This is a genomic window from Amorphus coralli DSM 19760 (assembly GCF_000374525.1).
GTDB lineage: Bacteria > Pseudomonadota > Alphaproteobacteria > Rhizobiales > Amorphaceae > Amorphus > Amorphus coralli.
In genome coordinates this window covers 109,338-125,151 of sequence record NZ_KB894571.1, presented here as the reverse complement: position 1 = coordinate 125,151, position 15,814 = coordinate 109,338, and the positions used below count along the sequence as shown (strand labels likewise).

Sequence of the window (15,814 nt, the reverse complement as noted above, 5' to 3'; positions counted from 1 at the left end):
GGTCGTGTGGTCGGTCACTCGACGAACTCGTTGGTGTACAGGTCGTCGAGCGGCGTCTCGGACGAGATGATGCCGGCGTCGAGGTAGAAGTCCTGAACCGCCTTGACGCGCTCGGGATCGAAGGCGCCGAGCTTGCTCATGTCCTCAGTCTCGTAGACGAGGGCGTCGTAGCGCTTCATCACCTCGACCAGGAACTCTTCCTTGCCGCCGAACTGCGGGACGGTCTCGGCGAGCAGCTTGGCGGAGCCTTCCGGATCCTCCATCACGTCGCGCATGCCCTTGAGCGTCGCCTGGACGAAGCCGCGCACCAGCTCCGGCTTGTCCTTGATCGTGTCGTCGGAGGACAGGATCGCCTGGGCCATGGCCGGGAACATGTCGTTGATCGGGATGACCGTCAGGTCGACGCCTGCGCCCTCGATGGAGGCCGCCCAGTCCGGGGTGCCGGAGATCGCGTCGAGGTCGCCGGAGATCATCAGCTGGACCATGCCGGCCGGGCCGACGGCCTGGATGTCGACGTCGTCCTTGGACAGACCGGCCGACTGCAGGGCAGCGAGCAGGTTGTAGTAGGTGGTGTCCTGGAAGGCCATGACGCCAACCTTCTTGCCCTTCAGGCTCGCCACGTCGGCCGCGCCGCTGTCGTCACGAATGACGAGCTGCGTCAGGGCCTTGCCGCCGAGAAGCGCGACGCCCTTCACCGGCAGGCCGTTGGCGCGAACGATGATCGGCGTGTCGCCGATGCCGCCACCGAGGTCGGCGTTGCCGACGGCAACCTGCTTGGCCACGTCCGCTCCGCCCTTGCCGATGCGGAACTCCACGTCGAGGCCGGCCTCGTCGTAGTAGCCCTTCTGCTTGGCCACCTGGAACGGCGTGAACGCCGGCAGGAAGTCGGGGGCCGGGAACAGGTACACCATCTTTTCCGCGGCCAGTGCGCCGGTGGTCATGACGGCGGAAACCGCGGCAACGGCAGCAACTTGCCGCATGGTGCGGGTCAAACGCTCGAACTTCATGGAAAGCTCCTTCCTCTGGTTGCCGCTTTGGTTACGCGGCTTGGTCTTCCAAGTGCAGGGTATCGAACAGGCGCTTCACGTAGTCCCGGGTGCCCGGCTCCATGGAGCGGGCCATCGGGTCGTCGCGATGGGGCAGGTCGATCGGGAACTCGTCGACCACCGTGCCGGGACGGCCGGACAGCACCACCACGCGGTCCGACATGATGACGGCCTCCTGCAGATCGTGGGTGATCAGCAGGCACGTCACGCCGGTCTCGGCGATCGTGGCGGAGAAGCTTTTCTGGAGGACCACCTTGGTCTGGGCATCGAGGGCGGAGAAGGGCTCGTCGAGGAGCACGATTTCCGGATCGATGGCCAGGGTGCGGGCGAGCGCCGCGCGCTGGCGCATGCCCCCTGACAGCTGGTGAGGATAGTGGAAGGCGAACTCCGACAGGCGCACCCGGTCGATCTCCGACAGCGCCCGATCGCGGCGCTCCTTGCGGGTGAGCTTCTTTTCCTCGAGCCCGAATTCCACGTTGGAGACGATGTTGCGCCAGGGAAGCAGCAGGTCCTTCTGCAGCATGAAGCCGACGTCGGACCGCGTCGAGCGCACCGGCTCGCCGTTGATCAGCACCTCGCCCTGGCTCGGCCCGTAGAGACCGGACACCATGTTGAGAATGGTGCTCTTGCCGCAGCCGGACGGGCCGACCACCGCAACGAGCTCGCCGGGTTTGACCGAGAAGGACATGCCGGTCACCGCGGTGATCTCGTGTCCCGTCTTCCGGTCGGGGAAGACCTTGGTGATGTCCTTGAGATCGAGGCTGGAAGTCATCGCGGTCCGTCCGGGTTAGAGGGTGTCGTGTGCCGTGATCAGGTCCACAGGTAGCCGTAGGTGCGGATCTGGCCGATGAGGCCGGCCATCCCGTTGCCACCGGCTGCCGGGCCGTCTGCGATGGTGGTCCCGCGCAGCCAGGTGCGGCCGTGGATCTCCATGCCTGCGGCGTTGCAGCGGCCGGAGAAGCGGGCGGCGTTAAGCCAGAGGCCGCCCATGATCTCGGCCTGCTCCATCGACGTCGGGCCGGCAATCTGGGCCCGGTCCATCGACAGGTTGCTCAGCACCTGCACGCCGTCGAGGAACAGGGCCTGGTCGAAGCGGGCCCGGTCCAGCACCAGCGTGCCGAAGAACTCGCCGCGCGAGAAGCTGGCGTCCCGGTCGAAGCGCGCCCCGTCGAAGCGGGCATCGTGCCAAAACTCGGCCCCGGAAAAGTCGGCCCCAGCCTCGAACACGCAGTCGCGGAACCAGGCCAGCCCGAGGAAGCGGGCGTTCAGGGCCACCACCGGAGCGCGGAAAACCGTGCCCGTGAAGTCGATGCTGGTCACGTCGACGCCCGTCAGATCCAGCGGCTCGTCGATGACCCGTCCGGTCAGGTCTTCGGCCCGGCCGGGCACGAAGGGTTGCCGGAGCAGATCGAGGAGCGGGTCGGTTTCCACGAGCGCCATCGGGGCCACTGGATCAGGCGGTCTTCTGATCGAGTGCGGCCTCCTGCGCCTTCAGATGATCCTTCGCCTTGCGGACGATCATCTGGCGCAGCCGCGACACACCGATGTCGTGCTGGTAGAGCATTTCGCGCCGGCGCGCGTCCGACGGAATGGATTCGAGCATCACGCGGTCCTGCTCCAGCACGTGCCAGTGCCGGTCTTCCAGGAAGGCGCGATACAGGAAGCGCCAGGATTCCGCGGCCACGCCCTGCACCTGCCGGCAGCGCCAGAAGAAGGAGTGGTGGGTCTCCTCGTCGATGGCGACGGCAAAGCCGATGATGCGGAACGGCCCGCCGGGGCCGGCACCGTCCGGGTAGGGGATGTCGAGCCGGAAGTAGATCATGCCCGGATCGACGACCAGTTCCGTCCAGTCGAAGTTGACGCCGCGCTGGTTCACCCGCTCGATGGTGAAGCCCTTGTCGGTGCGCTCCAGGCGCATCGTGTCCTGCTTCGAGCCATAGGCGAGGGTGAACGAGTCCGCATGCAGGTAGCTTGCGTGCATCGGGTCGGCGGCGTTGTCGAGGCTGGCCCGGTAGCTGCAGTCCCACCGGGTCATGCAGGGAAAGACTTCCCACTCGTCGCTGACGAACTCCTCGGGCGGCTCGAATTCCGGAGCTTCCGGCTGGTCGGCGCTCGGCAGGTAGACGAACACCGCGCCGGCGCAGTCGACGGCCTTGAAGCTCTTCAGCGGGCGGCGGCCTTCGAGTGCGCACTCCGGCATGGCGGGGACGCGCACGATGGTGCCGTCGCCGTCGACCGTCACGCCGTGATAGCGGCAGGCGACGTTGCCGTTCTGGACCTCGCCCAGCGACAGCTTGGCGCCGCGGTGGGGGCAGAAGTCCTCCACGCACTTCACCGCGCCGTCAGCATCACGCCAGAGAACCAGGTTCTCGCCGGCGATGCGGATGCCGTAGGGCGCACCTTCCTTCACCTGCACCGACTTGCAGACCGGCGCCCAGAGGCCGAGCAGGCCACGGTTGATATAGTCCTCGACGGCGTCGCGTCCGGAAACGTTGGCGGTCATGGCTGCAGATCCTCCGTTCGCCGGCGCTCAGGCGCCGATGCCGTGTTCCGCGTGGGCGGCGTCGTGGGAAGCGTTGATGGCCTTCAATTCGGCCTCGAAGACGGCGAGCGACCACGGCCCGGTCTCGCCGGACGGCCGCTTCGTGCCCTTGTCGTTCAACTCCGCGGCCACCTTCTCGAAATCGTGCACGCCACGAGCGTAGATCTCTTCCAGGTCGGCGGCGAGGGCGGTCTCCAGCTCGGTGAGGGGACGGCCCCGCGACTGGTTCCTGAGGGCGGGATCTTGCATCGGCTGCCTCCGGGAAGTTTGTTCATAATTGAACGATGCGTTCGTTATTTGCTAGTGTGGCGCAAGATTGGTATCCAAGCAACATCTTTTCCAAACTGCCCGCCAGGGCGCTCACGGGGGTTCGAATGACCGACACCATCATGTTGACCGTGTTCCTGCGGCACGACCAGTCGCAGAACCTGGAAGAGATCCAGGATCATCTGGCCGAGCAGGAGTGGTGGACCGGGTTTCCGCCGGAAGGCGTGGAGATCCTGTCCTGGAACGTGGTCATGGGGATCGGGCAGATCGTCACGCTCCGCATGCCGCCGGAATTGCTGCCCAAGGTGAATGTCGAGCTGGAGCGCCGCGCCTGGGGTGTCTTCTCCACCGAGTTCTTCCCGACCTACGACTTCCTTCCCGTTCGCGAACGGCTCACGCGCGAGTGGAAGGAAAAGGCGGGCAAGGAATGAGCGCCGACGGGATCCGGGCGGTCACCGCCGCCAGCGTTCCGCCACCGCCGCCAGGCGTCTTCTCCAATGCGATCGTGGCCGGTGGCGTGGTCTATGTCTCCGGCATGCACGCCGGCGGGCCGGACGGCATCGTCGGCGGAACGTCGATGCTGGAGCAGACGCGCGAGGCGCTCCGTCGCACGGTTGCACTCGTTGAGGCGGCAGGCGCGCGCAAGGAGCGCATCGTCAAGCTGACGCTCTACGTTACCGACATGGCGGCGCGCGCCGAGGTGAGCCAGGCCCGCAAGGAGGTGTTCACCACCGAGCCCTTGCCGGCCTCAACCTTCGTCGAGGTGTCCGGCTTCATCCAGGACGGCCTGCTGGTCGAGGTCGAGGCCATCGCGCACCTCTAGCTGCGCGGTGCCGATGGACGGCGGTTTTGCGTGTCATTGGCGCGGTTTGACCCCAAAATCGCGCAGGACTGCGCACCCGAGCGGCCTTTGCGCAGATTTGCGCAGTCCTGCGCGATCGTGCGCGGGGCCGTGCCGACCCTCGGCCAGGGGCGCGGCGATGCGCATGAGTCCTTATTGTCTGTGTCATGGGTTGCTGCTTTCCTGTCCCGTGCAACCGGCACTGATGGGAGGGCAGGGACATGCGCAGCGAAATCACCGGATCGACGCTTCCGGTTCTGACGATCACGCTTGAGGCTGGCGAGACCATGCTGGCTGAGCCCGATCGGCTCTCGTGGATGACGCCGAACGTCGGCATGCACACGACGGCCGCGACCGGCGGCTCTGGCGGGCTGTTCGGGGCGCTCGGCCGGGCGGTGGCCGGAGGCGGCCTGTTCATGACCGAGTTCACGGCGGAGCGCGGCGAGGCGCTGGTGGCCTTCGCCGCGACGGTGCCGGGCAACATCGTCGAGGCCGAGGTTGCGGAAGGACGCAGCTATCTCGTCCACCGCCACGGCTTCCTGGCCGGTGCCCACAGCCTGACGCTTTCCATCGGGGTGCAGCAGTCGCTGGGGTCGGGCCTGTTCGGCGGCGAGGGCTTCATCCTTCAACGGCTCGCCGGACACGGACCTGCCTTCGTCGAACTCGGTGGCGAGATCGTCTCCTACGATCTCGAGCAGGGCCAGGAGCTGCTGGTTCATCCCGCCCATGTCGGGATGATCGAGGAGGGCGTCTCCTTCGAGATCACCACCATCCGCGGCGTGAAGAACATGCTCTTCGGCGGCGACGGACTGTTCCTGGTGCGGCTCTCGGGGCCCGGCAAGGTCTGGCTGCAGTCCCTGACGCCGGCAAAGCTCGCCCACGCGCTCAGACCGTACCTGCCCTCCGGCGAGCATCGCTAAAGCGTTTCCAGGCGAAGTGGGCACCGGTTCGCCGTCCGGAAACGCGGTGAAGCCGGCTCCTCGCGCCGCGGGTTCGCCCCGCGTCAGGACTTCATCTTGCGTGTGACCCAGGCGAAGCCTGCGAGGATGGCGCTGCCGAGCCCGAAGCCGATGCCGAGGCCCCACGGGATGCCAGGATAGCCGGCCGCGAGGTGTCCGAGCAGGCCGCCCACGACGGCGAGGATGAGCGGGGCGAGGCATCCGATGGCGATCATGTCGGTCCTTCCGCGGCAGGCGATCGGGAGCCGTCTCGATGCGATGCTTCGGCGCCGGACGCAAGCCCGGAGAGCCGCTCAGACGCGCAGGCTCGCCATCTGCCCGGCGGGATAGCGGGTGCCGGCGGCGACGCCCGGCCGAAAGGCCTCCTCCAGCGCGGCCAGCGTCTCCGCCGAGGGCGTCAGCTCTTCAGCCGCCGCGTTGGCCTCCAGCCATTTGCGCTGCTTGGTGCCGGGCAGCGGCACAATGTGGTCGCCGCGCGAGAGAACCCAGGCGAGCGCCAGTTGTGCCGGTGTGCAGCCTTCCTTCGCCGCCAGCCCGGTCAGCGTGTCGAGGAGCCGGACATTCTGCGCCAGGTTTTCCTCGGCGAAGCGGGGATGCTGACGCCGCCGGTCGGTCTCCTCCAGCGCGTCGAGACCGGTGATGGTGCCGGTGAGGAAGCCGCGGCCCAACGGCGAGTAGGCGACATAGCCGACGCCGAGCTCGGCGCAGAGCGGCAGGAGGTCGTCCTCCGCGTCGCGGGTCCACAGCGAGTATTCGGTCTGGAGCGCCGCGACCGGATGGGTGGCGTGGGCGCGCTTCAGCGTCTCGGGCGACGCCTCCGACAGGCCGATATGACGGATCTTGCCCTCGGCCTTGAGGTCGGCGAGCGCACCGACGGTGTCTTCGATGGGGACAGCGGGGTCGATGCGGTGGACGTAGAAGAGGTCGATGGTGTCCACCCCGAGCCGCGCCAGGCTCGCCTCGCAACAGGCGCGGGCGTAATCGGGGTCGCCCTTGGCGCCCGGCTTGCCGTCGGGCAGGCGGATGTTGCCGAACTTGGTGGCGATTACCGCCTTGTCGCGGCGATCCTTCAGGGCGCGGCCGACGAGCTCCTCGTTCTTGCCCGCGTTGTAGGCGTCGGACGTGTCGATCAGATCGACGCCCAGCTCCAGCGCCCGGTGGATGGTGGCGATGGCCTCGCCCTCGTCCGGGGTGCCGTAGATCGGCGTCATGCTCATGCAGCCGAGCCCGATGGCGGAAACCTCGAGATCGCCAAGCCTGCGTCGGTTCATGTCGTCCCTCCCGTGACGCGCCGCTCGCGACGCACGGTCTCTACATCAGACCCGGCAAGAACAGCACGATACCGGGGAACAGGGCCATCAGCCCGATCAAGAGCAGGTCGCAGCCAAGGAACGGCGCGGCCGCGATGGCCACGTGGCGCAGGGTCGTGCCCTTCGGCGCGACGCCCAGCATGACGAACAGCAGCAGCCCGAAGGGCGGTGTGGTCTGGCTCATCTCGAGCGCGATCAGCATCAGGATGCCGAACCAGAGCGGGTTGATGTCCAGCGCCGCGATCAGCGGGAAGAAGATCGGGATGGTGATCAGCATGATGGACACCGGGTCCATGAACATGCCGAGCAGGAGCAGCGACAGGAAGATGGTCACCAGCACCAGCGCGATGGAGACGTCGAACGAGGTGGCGAAGTTCAGCATGCCGGAGCTTGCTCCGGAATAGGCGAGAAGCTGGCTGAAGATGGACGAGTTCAGGATGATGAAGAACACCATCCCGCTGACCTTCACCGTCGACAGCATCGACTGTTTGAGCACGGACAGCGAGAACAGGCGGAAGGCGACGGTGAGGATCAGCACGCCAACGACGCCGAAGGCGGCGGATTCCGTCGGCGTGGCAATGCCGAAGATGATCAGGCCGATCACCATGAACACGACCAGCGCCATCGGCACGATGTTGACGAGCGCCAGCTTCAGGCCGCGCCCCCACGACACCTCCTCGATGTCGTAGCTCGGCGTCAGCGACGGATTCACCCGGATCTGGACGGTGATCAGGATGGCGAAGAACAGCGCCAGCAGGACGCCCGGCACGATGCCGGCGATGAGGAAGCGGCCGACATCGATGCCGGCGAGCGAGGCGAGCAGCACGCCGAGCGTCGACGGCGGGATGATCATGGCCAATCCGCCGGTGCCCAGGATCGGGCCCAGCGACATCCGCCAGTGATAGCCGCGGCGCTGCATCTCCGGGACCATCAGCGACCCGAGCATGGCCGTGTTGGCCATGGACGAGCCGGTCAGGGTGGAGAAGATCGTGCCGCCGGCCACCGTCAGGTAGCAGAGGCGGCCCGGTATCCGGCCGAAGAACTTGTCGAGCGTGTCGAACACCCGGATCGCCAGGCCGGAATAAAAGAACAGCGATCCCATGAAGATGAAGAACGGGACCGGCGCCAGCTGGAAGCGGGTGATCAGCGACGTGGAGTTGTCGACCACCTGCAGGAGCGCGCCGGCGCCGCCGATGAACACCAGCGAGCCGATGATGTTCGTCGCCATGAAGGCGAAGGCCACCGGCACGGCGAAGAACATCAGGCCGATGACCATGGAGATCAGGAAGGCGAGGGCGAAGTACCATTCCATGGCTACATCGACTCCTGCGCTTCCTTGCGGTCGTACATGGAATCGAAGCCCAGCAGGTACCGCAGAAACTCGATGGCGATCATGGTGAAGCTGAGGGGAAAAAGCACGTAGAGCGCCCAGTAGGGGACGTCGACGGAGCGCTCGTCCATGTAGCCGTAGCGAATGGCCTCATCGAAGAGGACGCCACCCTGGTAGGCAAAGATCAGCGAGACCACGATGCAGATCGAATAGACGACCTTCTCGCACACGCGCTTCGAGGCCGGACCGAGCTGGGCGAACAGCACCTCGGCGGTCACGTGACCCTTCTCGCGCACCAGATAGGGGGCGGCGAGGAGCACGAAGTAGAGAAGGACGTACTCGACGAAGGCGACGGTGAAGCCGAACGGCTGGAAGCCGAGCGCGCGGATCGTCACGTCGACGACCACGACGAGAATGCCCGCGCCGATCAGCGTGCCGGCCAGCGCGACGCAGGCAATCAGGATGACGTTGTAGAGCCGCCAGAGCAGAACCATTGCAGCGCGATACCTTGCTGAGAGCCGGGTCGGGACGAAGAGGCCGCGGTCATGCCGCGGCCTCAGGAGCGCAGGTCGGGAACCGGCGTCAGTTCTGCTTGTCGAGCAGGCCGCGAAGTTCCTTCGCCTCGTCCTCGCCCACCTTGTCGGTGACGCGCGCCCACATGGCGTCGTTGGCGATGCCGAGATATTTCTCCCCGTCCGCGCCTTCCATCACGATGGCCTCGACGCCGGCCTTGTCGGCCGCAGCGATGTCGTCCTTGTTGCGGTCGATCATCTCCTGCACCGACGACAGCTCGTACTCGCGGGCGGTGTCGGTCAGGATCTGCTTCGCCTCGTCGGACAAGCCGTCCCAGGTGCGGTTGGAGACCAGAACGACGTTGGCGAGGTGATAGAAGGACGGCTCGATCCGGTAGTTCACCTGATTGGCGAGGCCGATGGAGGCGAGACCCACGGTCGGCCATCCGAACCCGTCGATGACGCCGCGCTCGAGGCCGGTCGGAACGTCGCCCGACGGGATCTGCACGGTGGTGGCGTTGAGCGCCTCCTGCAGCGGCCGGTAGGCGCCGGTGGTGCGCATGGACAGGCCGGTCAGGTCGACCACGCCGTCCTTCGTGGGCGGCTCCTTGGTCGTATAGAGATAGTAGCCCGAACCCGGCCCGGTCTCCGACCACGCCAGGAAGTGGGCGCCGAGCTTCTCGTCGAAGATTTCGGCGAAACGGTCGAAGCCGCCGTTTTCGTGCAGTTCCTCGACGCCGACGGTCTGCAGCATCATCGCCTGGGCCTGCGGCACCACGCCGGAGACGTAGGCGGCGGGGATGAACAGGACGTCGATGACGCCGCGCTGCAGGGCCTGCGGGGCGCGGTCGGCCGGGGTGACTTCCGGACCGCCGAGCAGGTCGAGCTGGACGACGCCTTCACCGGCCTCGTTCAGCGTGTCGACGAAGTGCTTGATGTAGCTCTGCGAGAGTGCGTGCTGGGTGGGCAGGGCGGTCTGGGTCTTCAGCGTCACCGCGTCGGCCGAGGCGGCCGTGGCGAAGCCGGCGGCGGCCAACGCCACGATGGCGCCCTTCGCCCAGGTCTGTGTGTGCAGCATGGTTGGTTTCCTCCCGTTGAGTGTTTGAGGTCTTGCCCCCGCTCTTCCGGCGGTGGGCTGGACGACGGCGTAGCGGCCGTCAGTCGATGGGGTTTTCCAGGTCGCCGAGACCGGTGATCGACACGCTGACCGTGTCCCCCTTCACCAGATATTTCGGCGGGTCGAAGCCGATACCGACGCCTGCCGGCGTGCCCGTGGCGATGATGTCGCCGGGCAGCAGCGTCATGGTCGCCGTCAGCGTCTCGATCAGCGTGGGAATGTCGAAGATCAGGTCGGCGACCTTGGCCTGCTGGCGCACCTCGCCGTTGACGCGGGTAACAAGCTCCAGCGCGTCGACGTCGGAGACCTCGTCGGCCGTGACCAGCCACGGGCCCATCGGGCAGAAGGTGTCGATGCCCTTGCCGATGACCCACTGGTTATGCCGGCGCTGCAGCTCGCGGGACGTCACGTCGTTGATGACCACGTAGCCGAAGACGCAGTCGTAGGCGTCGGCCTTGGAGACGTTGAACGCGCGCCGGTTGATCACCACGCCGAGCTCGCCCTCGTAATCGACCGTGTGGGTCGGATCGAGGGAAGCCTTCACCGCATCACCGGGACCCACGATGCTCGTGGTGGCCTTGGTGAAGATGATCGGGTGCGACGGGGCCGCTTCCTTGCCGGTGGAATCAAAGCCGCTGGAATGAAACTCCCGGGCGTGCTCGTAGTAGTTCTTTCCCACGCAGAAGATGTCGCGCAGCGGCGCCGGGATCGGTGCCGTCAGCCGGACGTCGGAGAGCGGAAGGCGGCGGCCGCCCCGCGTCTTCCAATCTGCCGCGCTGCCGCCGGTTTCCACCAGAGTGCGCACGGCGTTGCCGGCATCCTGCCCCTCGGCACAGACAACGACCTCGCTTCCATCCACGTAGCCCGCGGCGATGCCGCCGTTCGTTTCGAAGGTGACCAGTTTCATTATCTCGACAACGCTCAATTTCATCGATAATCTATGAATGCATATCGAAAATAGCGTGTCAAATATGAACTGGCGCGCAGGCGCATGGCCGCGATAGCATCGCGGCGGTGGATAGGAAGGACGGGATTCGTGGTTGAGGCTCCGATGCGCGTACAGGGCAGGGAGGCGCCGGTCGAACTGGTTCGCGACGAGTCGGAAACGCTGACTCAGTTCGCGTACCGTTCGATCCGCAACGACATCATTCGCGGGGTCAGGGAGCCGGGCGAGCGGCTGCGCATCGACCGGCTCAAGCAGATCTACGACATCGGTCCGACGCCGATCCGCGAGGCGCTGCAGAAGCTCAATGCCGAGCAACTGGTGCTGAGCGAGGGCAATCGCGGATTCACCGTCGCGCCGCTCGACGCGGAAGAGTTTCGCGATCTCAACGTGGCCAGGACGGAAGTGGAACTGGCGGCGTTGCGCCTGTCCATGGAGCATGGCGATTCCGCCTGGGAATCCCGCGTGGTCGCCGCCAGCTACATCATGAACAAGGAAGACGCGGCCATAGCCGCGCTGGACAGCGTGCCGGACTCCTGGGAGCGGGCGAACGCTGCCTTCCACACCGCGATGGTGGATGCGTGCGGCTCGAACTGGCTGCTGCGGACGCGCGAGACGTTGCAGGATCTGTGCGAACGCTACAGGCGGGCATCCGTGCGCAGCCATCGCGGCGAGCGCGACCTGGCGGGCGAGCACGCGGCGATTGCCGAGGCGGTGCTGGCGCGCGAGGTGGACCGGGCCTGCCAGCTGACGCGGTTCCATTTCGACCTGACCGCCCGCAACCTCGATGTTGCGATGCCGTCGGGTCGCAAGGCTTCGGCGCGCCGCTGATGCTCCAGGATATCCTCATGTACCTGGCCGTCGGCGTCGCCGGCGGCATCGTCAACTCGGCGGCGGGCGGCGCGAAACTGTTCGTCTTTCCGCTGCTTCTCGCCACCGGCCTGTCGCCGCTGGCCGCCAACGCCACCGGCACCGTGGCGCTGTGGCCGGCCACGCTGCCGCCGGCCTGGCAGTACCGGCGCGAGCTGGTCGCCGACTGGAAACGGCTGGTCTTCATTCTGGTGCCGTCGCTCGTCGGGGCGCTGGCCGGCGCGCTGGTTCTGGTGAACTCGCCGGAAAAGGCGTTCCTGACCGCCGTGCCGTTCCTGTTGATCGTCGCCGTCACGGCGATCCTGCTCGGCAAGCGCCTCGCGGTGATCGTCCAGAAGCTGCTGCCGCAGCGCTCCATCACGCTCATCGCCGCCGTGCTGATGCTCGCCGTCGGCTTCTATGGCGGCTATTTCGGCGCCGGCATGGGCTTCATGCTGCTTGCCGTGCTGGCAGCGACGTTCGGCGGCCAGCTGCACCAGGCGAATGCCCGCAAGAATCTGTTCGCCGTCTGCATCAACACTGTCGCCGTCGTGCCGCTCCTGATGTCCGGCTACGTCGACCTGCTCGCCGCGCCGCTGGTTCTCATCGGCGGCCTGGTGGGCGGCTATGCCGGCGGCCACGTCATCCGGAGGGTGCCCGACTGGCTGCTGCGCCTCGTCGTCGCCGGGCTCGGTCTCGTGCTGACCGCCGTCTTCCTGCTCCGCTGAACCAAGACCAACGACCCGCCCGCAAAGGGCCGGGCGCCCAGACTGGAACCGAAAGGGGGAACCGACCATGGCAGAGGCCGAACCCACGCGCCTGATCCTCAACGGCACGCCCGTCGAGGTGCGGGCCGATCCGGAAACACCGCTCCTCTACGTGCTGCGTGGCGAACTCGACGCGAAGGCGGCCCGCTACGGGTGCGGCGCGGGTCTGTGCGGCGCCTGCACCGTGGTGGTGGACGGCAAGGCCGCGTTCTCCTGCGACGTGCCGCTGCACGTGGTGGCGGGGGCCAGCATCGAGACGGTGGAAGGCCTTGCGGCGCAGCAGCCGCCGCACCCGCTGGTGACGTCGGTCATCGAGCGCCAGGCGGCGCAGTGTGGCTACTGCCTGCCGGGCATTGTCATGGCGGCGAAAGCCTTTCTCGACGAAAGCCCGAACGCCAGCCGGGCCGAGATCGCCGCGGCGCTGGACGGCAATCTCTGCCGCTGCGGCACCCACCACCGCATCCTCGACGCCATAGAGGATGCCGCCGCCCGGATGACGGAGGCCGCCCGATGAAGACCCCGCCGCCGCTTGCCAAGGCCCCGCTGATTTCCGACTGGGTGCGGTTTGCGCCCGACCGCCGGCTGCAGGTCTTCTCCGGCCGGGTGGAGCTGGGCCAGGGCAACATGACCGCGCTCGCCCAGATCGCCGCCGACGAGCTGGACGTGGATCCGGCATGCGTCGCCATCACCGGTGCCGATACCACCCGCACGCCGGACGAGGGCTTCACGTCGGGCAGCATGTCCATCGTCCAGGGGGGCATGGCGATCCGCTTCGCCGCGTCCGCCGCCCGCGCCGTGCTGCTCGCCGAGGCGGCGAAGCTGTTGCAGCAGGACGTCGAGACGCTCTCCATCGAGGCGGGAACGGTGCGCCGCGACGGGCCGGACGCCGATCTCGATCTCTGGGACCTTGCCGCCGGCGCCGATCTGGACGTGCCGGTGCTCGATCACGCCCGGCCGAAGCCGCCGGAGGCGCGCCGGATTGCGGGCGCCTCGCTGCCGCGCATCGACATCGCCGAACGCGTCACCGGGCATCCGTTCGTGCACGATCTCGCGCCCGACGGCCTGCTCCACGGCCGGCCGGTGCATCCGCCGGCGCTGTCCGCGCGGCTCGTCGCCCTCGACCTCGACGGGCTGAAGGCCCGGCCGGGCGTGGTGGCGGTGGTGCGCGACGGCTCCTTCGTGGGGGTGGTCGCGGAGACCGAGCACGCCGCCATCCTGGCGGCGCGCTGGGCCGCCAACCGGGCCGAATGGGCGCTGGACGGCGACGCGCCGGCCGATCCGGTCGCCGCCATCGGGGCCTCCGACGAGCCCGCCGAGACCGTCCACGAGGCCGGGGCGGATCCGGGATCGGTCGCCGGCACCGTCTACGAGACGGCCGTCACCCGCCAGTATCTGAGCCACGGCTCCATCGGGCCGTCGGCGGCGCTGGCGGAGTGGAGCGGCGACCGGCTCACCATCTGGTCCCATACCCAGGGGCCGTACCCGCTCAAGGAGGCGATCGCCATGGCGCTCGACCTCGATGCGGGCGCGATCGACGTGATCCATCATCCGGGCTCGGGCTGCTATGGCCACAACGGCGCCGACGACGTGGCGCTGGATGCGGCGCTGATGGCGCGGGCGGTGCCCGGCCGGCCGGTGCTGGTGGTTTGGAGCCGGGCCGACGAGTTCCGTTCGTCGCCGCTGGGACCGGGCATGCAGACCCGGGTGCGCGCGGTCGTCGGCGAGGACCGCCGGATCGCGGCGATGGATGTGGTCGCCAACTCGGCGCCGCATGGCAACCGGCCCGGCCGCAACGGTTCGCCGAACCTGCGCGCCGCCGCCTACCTCGAACACCCCAAGCCGCCGGCGCGTTCGCGCGACGTGCCGCTCGCCAACGGCGGCGGGACCGACCGCAACGCGGTGCCGGGCTACGCGATCCCGAATCTCCGGATCGCCAAGCGGGTCGTGCACGCGGTGCCGTACCGGACCTCGTCGATGCGGGCGCTCGGCGGCCATCTGAACGTCTATGCGCTGGAAACGCTGATGGACGACATCGCCGCGGAGATCGGCGAGGACCCGGTCGCCTTCCGCCTGGCGCACCTGGACGACGCAAGGGCCCGGGCGGTGGTGGAGGCGGCGGTCGCGGAGACCGGCGGCGCGTTCGGATCCGAGGCGGGCGAGGGAGCCGGCTGGGGGCTCGGCTACGCCCGCTACAAGAACACCGCCGCCTACTGCGCCATCGCCACGCGGGTGGAGGTGGAGGAGGACGTGCGGGTGACCGACGTGTTCGCGGCCATCGATCCCGGCGAGGCCATCAACCCGGACGGCATCATCAACCAGACGGAGGGCGGCATCATCCAGGCGGCGAGCTGGACGCTGAAGGAGGCGCTGCGCTTCGACGGGCTGGCGGTGGCGACGGAGACCTGGCTCGACTACCCGATCCTCACCTTTTCCGAGGTGCCGAGGATCACGGTGCGGGTCATCCCGCGGCCCGAGGAGCCGCCGCTCGGCTGTGCCGAGGCGGCCCAGGGGCCGATGGCGGCGGCCCTCGGCAACGCCGTCTTCCAGGCGCTGGGGGCACGGGTGCGCGACCTGCCGCTCACCCGCGACGCCATCGTCACTGCGCTGTCTAGCTAGGGAGACCCGGATGGACCTCAAGATCCTCAGCGGCGGCGCCGCCAACGGGCTGGTGACCCGGCTCACCCCCGCCTTCACCGAGGCGACCGGCATGGGCATCGGCGGCGACTTTGGCGCCGTCGGCGGCATGCGTGACCGGGTCGTCGCGGGCGAGCCGGTCGATGCCATCATCCTGACGCGCACGATCGTCGACGCGCTCGCCCTCGGGGGGCACGTCGATCCGGCGACCATCGCCGATGTGGGCCGGGTGGCGACGGCGATCGCCGTGCGCGAGGGCGACACAGTGCCGGACGTCGCCAGCCCGGAGGCGCTGAAGGCGGCGCTTCTCGCGGCGGACGCGGTCTACGTTCCGGACACGGTGAAATCCACCGCCGGCATCCACTTCGCCGGGGTGCTGGACGCCCTCGGTGTCGCGGATGTCCTGGCCGACCGCATCCGGGGCTTTCCCAACGGCCAGACGGCCATGGCCGCCATGGCGGCGGGAGAGGACCGCAATCCGATCGGCTGCACCCAGATCACCGAGATCGTGAACACGCCAGGGGTGGTGTCATGCGGCGCGCTGCCGGAGCCGCACGGGCTGGCGACAGTCTACACCGCGGCCGTTGCGCTGCGGGGCGAGGCGGGCGATGCGGCGCGAACCCTGATCGCGCTGCTCACCGCTCCGGAGAACGCCAACGCCCGCTCCGCCGCCGGCTTCGCCTGACGGCGCGCGCCG

Annotated in this window: 19 protein-coding genes; 8 read left to right on the top strand and 11 right to left on the bottom strand. The window is 68.0% G+C overall.

Translation table 11 applies throughout. The annotated features are described in order from the left end of the window. Window positions 1–14: 14 nt before the first annotated feature. The 5 genes from C507_RS0104660 to C507_RS20355 are packed head-to-tail and all read right to left on the bottom strand — an operon-like array spanning window position 15 to window position 3,837. Window positions 15–1,007, bottom strand: coding sequence for an ABC transporter substrate-binding protein (locus tag C507_RS0104660; protein ID WP_018698500.1), 993 nt, complete (start codon window positions 1,005–1,007; stop codon window positions 15–17). A gap of 31 nt (window positions 1,008–1,038) precedes the next feature. After that, window positions 1,039–1,818: an ABC transporter ATP-binding protein gene (locus C507_RS0104655; protein WP_018698499.1), complete on the bottom strand. Its 780-nt coding sequence runs from the start codon at window positions 1,816–1,818 to the stop codon at window positions 1,039–1,041. Between the two features lie 38 nt (window positions 1,819–1,856). After that, window positions 1,857–2,486 carry a pentapeptide repeat-containing protein gene (locus tag C507_RS20360; RefSeq protein WP_018698498.1) on the bottom strand — a complete coding sequence of 210 codons (630 nt, stop codon included), beginning with the start codon at window positions 2,484–2,486 and terminating at the stop codon, window positions 1,857–1,859. A 13-nt stretch (window positions 2,487–2,499) separates the two neighbouring features. Continuing rightward, window positions 2,500–3,549: a Rieske 2Fe-2S domain-containing protein gene (locus C507_RS0104645; protein WP_018698497.1), complete on the bottom strand. Its 1,050-nt coding sequence runs from the start codon at window positions 3,547–3,549 to the stop codon at window positions 2,500–2,502. A 27-nt stretch (window positions 3,550–3,576) separates the two neighbouring features. After that, window positions 3,577–3,837 (bottom strand): recombinase-like helix-turn-helix domain-containing protein, encoded by a 261-nt coding sequence (locus C507_RS20355; RefSeq protein ID WP_018698496.1) that lies wholly within the window; start codon window positions 3,835–3,837, stop codon window positions 3,577–3,579. Window positions 3,838–3,962: 125 nt separating this feature from the next. On the opposite strand from C507_RS20355, the gene C507_RS23005 reads away from it, so the two are divergent. The 3 genes from C507_RS23005 (at window position 3,963) to C507_RS0104625 (ending at window position 5,616) form a co-directional block, all read left to right on the top strand. Further along, window positions 3,963–4,286 (top strand): hypothetical protein, encoded by a 324-nt coding sequence (locus C507_RS23005; protein ID WP_018698495.1) that lies wholly within the window; start codon window positions 3,963–3,965, stop codon window positions 4,284–4,286. Then, window positions 4,283–4,678: a RidA family protein gene (locus C507_RS23000; RefSeq protein WP_018698494.1), complete on the top strand. Its 396-nt coding sequence runs from the start codon at window positions 4,283–4,285 to the stop codon at window positions 4,676–4,678. The genes C507_RS23005 and C507_RS23000 overlap by 4 nt, the downstream gene beginning before the upstream one ends. 239 nt (window positions 4,679–4,917) lie before the next feature. Beyond that, window positions 4,918–5,616 (top strand): TIGR00266 family protein, encoded by a 699-nt coding sequence (locus C507_RS0104625; protein WP_018698493.1) that lies wholly within the window; start codon window positions 4,918–4,920, stop codon window positions 5,614–5,616. An 83-nt stretch (window positions 5,617–5,699) separates the two neighbouring features. Here the strand turns inward: C507_RS0104625 and C507_RS22995 are convergent, their stop codons facing one another. The 6 genes from C507_RS22995 to C507_RS0104595 all read right to left on the bottom strand — a co-directional run bounded on the left by C507_RS22995 (window position 5,700) and on the right by C507_RS0104595 (window position 10,855). Beyond that, window positions 5,700–5,870: a hypothetical protein gene (locus tag C507_RS22995; RefSeq protein WP_018698492.1), complete on the bottom strand. Its 171-nt coding sequence runs from the start codon at window positions 5,868–5,870 to the stop codon at window positions 5,700–5,702. 78 nt (window positions 5,871–5,948) lie between these two features. Continuing rightward, window positions 5,949–6,926, bottom strand: coding sequence for an aldo/keto reductase (locus C507_RS0104615; RefSeq protein WP_018698491.1), 978 nt, complete (start codon window positions 6,924–6,926; stop codon window positions 5,949–5,951). 40 nt (window positions 6,927–6,966) lie between these two features. Then, the gene (locus C507_RS0104610) at window positions 6,967–8,277 is read right to left on the bottom strand and encodes a TRAP transporter large permease (RefSeq protein ID WP_018698490.1); all 1,311 of its coding nucleotides are present in this window, start codon (window positions 8,275–8,277) and stop codon (window positions 6,967–6,969) included. 2 nt (window positions 8,278–8,279) lie between these two features. Next, a complete protein-coding gene (locus C507_RS20350) occupies window positions 8,280–8,789 on the bottom strand; it encodes a TRAP transporter small permease (protein ID WP_018698489.1) in 510 nt (169 codons plus the stop codon). 88 nt (window positions 8,790–8,877) lie between these two features. Further along, window positions 8,878–9,885 (bottom strand): TRAP transporter substrate-binding protein DctP, encoded by a 1,008-nt coding sequence (dctP, locus tag C507_RS20345; RefSeq protein WP_018698488.1) that lies wholly within the window; start codon window positions 9,883–9,885, stop codon window positions 8,878–8,880. Between the two features lie 79 nt (window positions 9,886–9,964). Continuing rightward, window positions 9,965–10,855, bottom strand: a complete 891-nt coding sequence (locus C507_RS0104595; protein ID WP_245559648.1) for a fumarylacetoacetate hydrolase family protein — start codon at window positions 10,853–10,855, stop codon at window positions 9,965–9,967. Window positions 10,856–10,915: 60 nt separating this feature from the next. Between C507_RS0104595 and C507_RS20340 the strand changes: the two genes are divergently transcribed. From C507_RS20340 to C507_RS0104570, 5 genes are all read left to right on the top strand, one after another. Next, complete coding sequence (locus tag C507_RS20340) at window positions 10,916–11,698, top strand: FCD domain-containing protein (protein WP_245559647.1); 783 nt, start codon at window positions 10,916–10,918, stop codon at window positions 11,696–11,698. Beyond that, window positions 11,698–12,444, top strand: coding sequence for a sulfite exporter TauE/SafE family protein (locus C507_RS0104585; RefSeq protein WP_026318848.1), 747 nt, complete (start codon window positions 11,698–11,700; stop codon window positions 12,442–12,444). Before C507_RS20340 ends, C507_RS0104585 begins: the two co-directional genes overlap by 1 nt. Window positions 12,445–12,511: 67 nt before the next feature. After that, on the top strand, window positions 12,512–12,997 hold the full coding sequence (locus C507_RS0104580) for a (2Fe-2S)-binding protein (protein WP_018698484.1): 486 nt from the start codon (window positions 12,512–12,514) through the stop codon (window positions 12,995–12,997). Continuing rightward, the gene (locus C507_RS0104575; RefSeq protein WP_018698483.1) at window positions 12,994–15,099 is read left to right on the top strand and encodes a xanthine dehydrogenase family protein molybdopterin-binding subunit; all 2,106 of its coding nucleotides are present in this window, start codon (window positions 12,994–12,996) and stop codon (window positions 15,097–15,099) included. Before C507_RS0104580 ends, C507_RS0104575 begins: the two co-directional genes overlap by 4 nt. A 10-nt stretch (window positions 15,100–15,109) precedes the next feature. Continuing rightward, complete coding sequence (locus tag C507_RS0104570; protein ID WP_018698482.1) at window positions 15,110–15,802, top strand: molybdate ABC transporter substrate-binding protein; 693 nt, start codon at window positions 15,110–15,112, stop codon at window positions 15,800–15,802. Window positions 15,803–15,814: the final 12 nt, after the last annotated feature.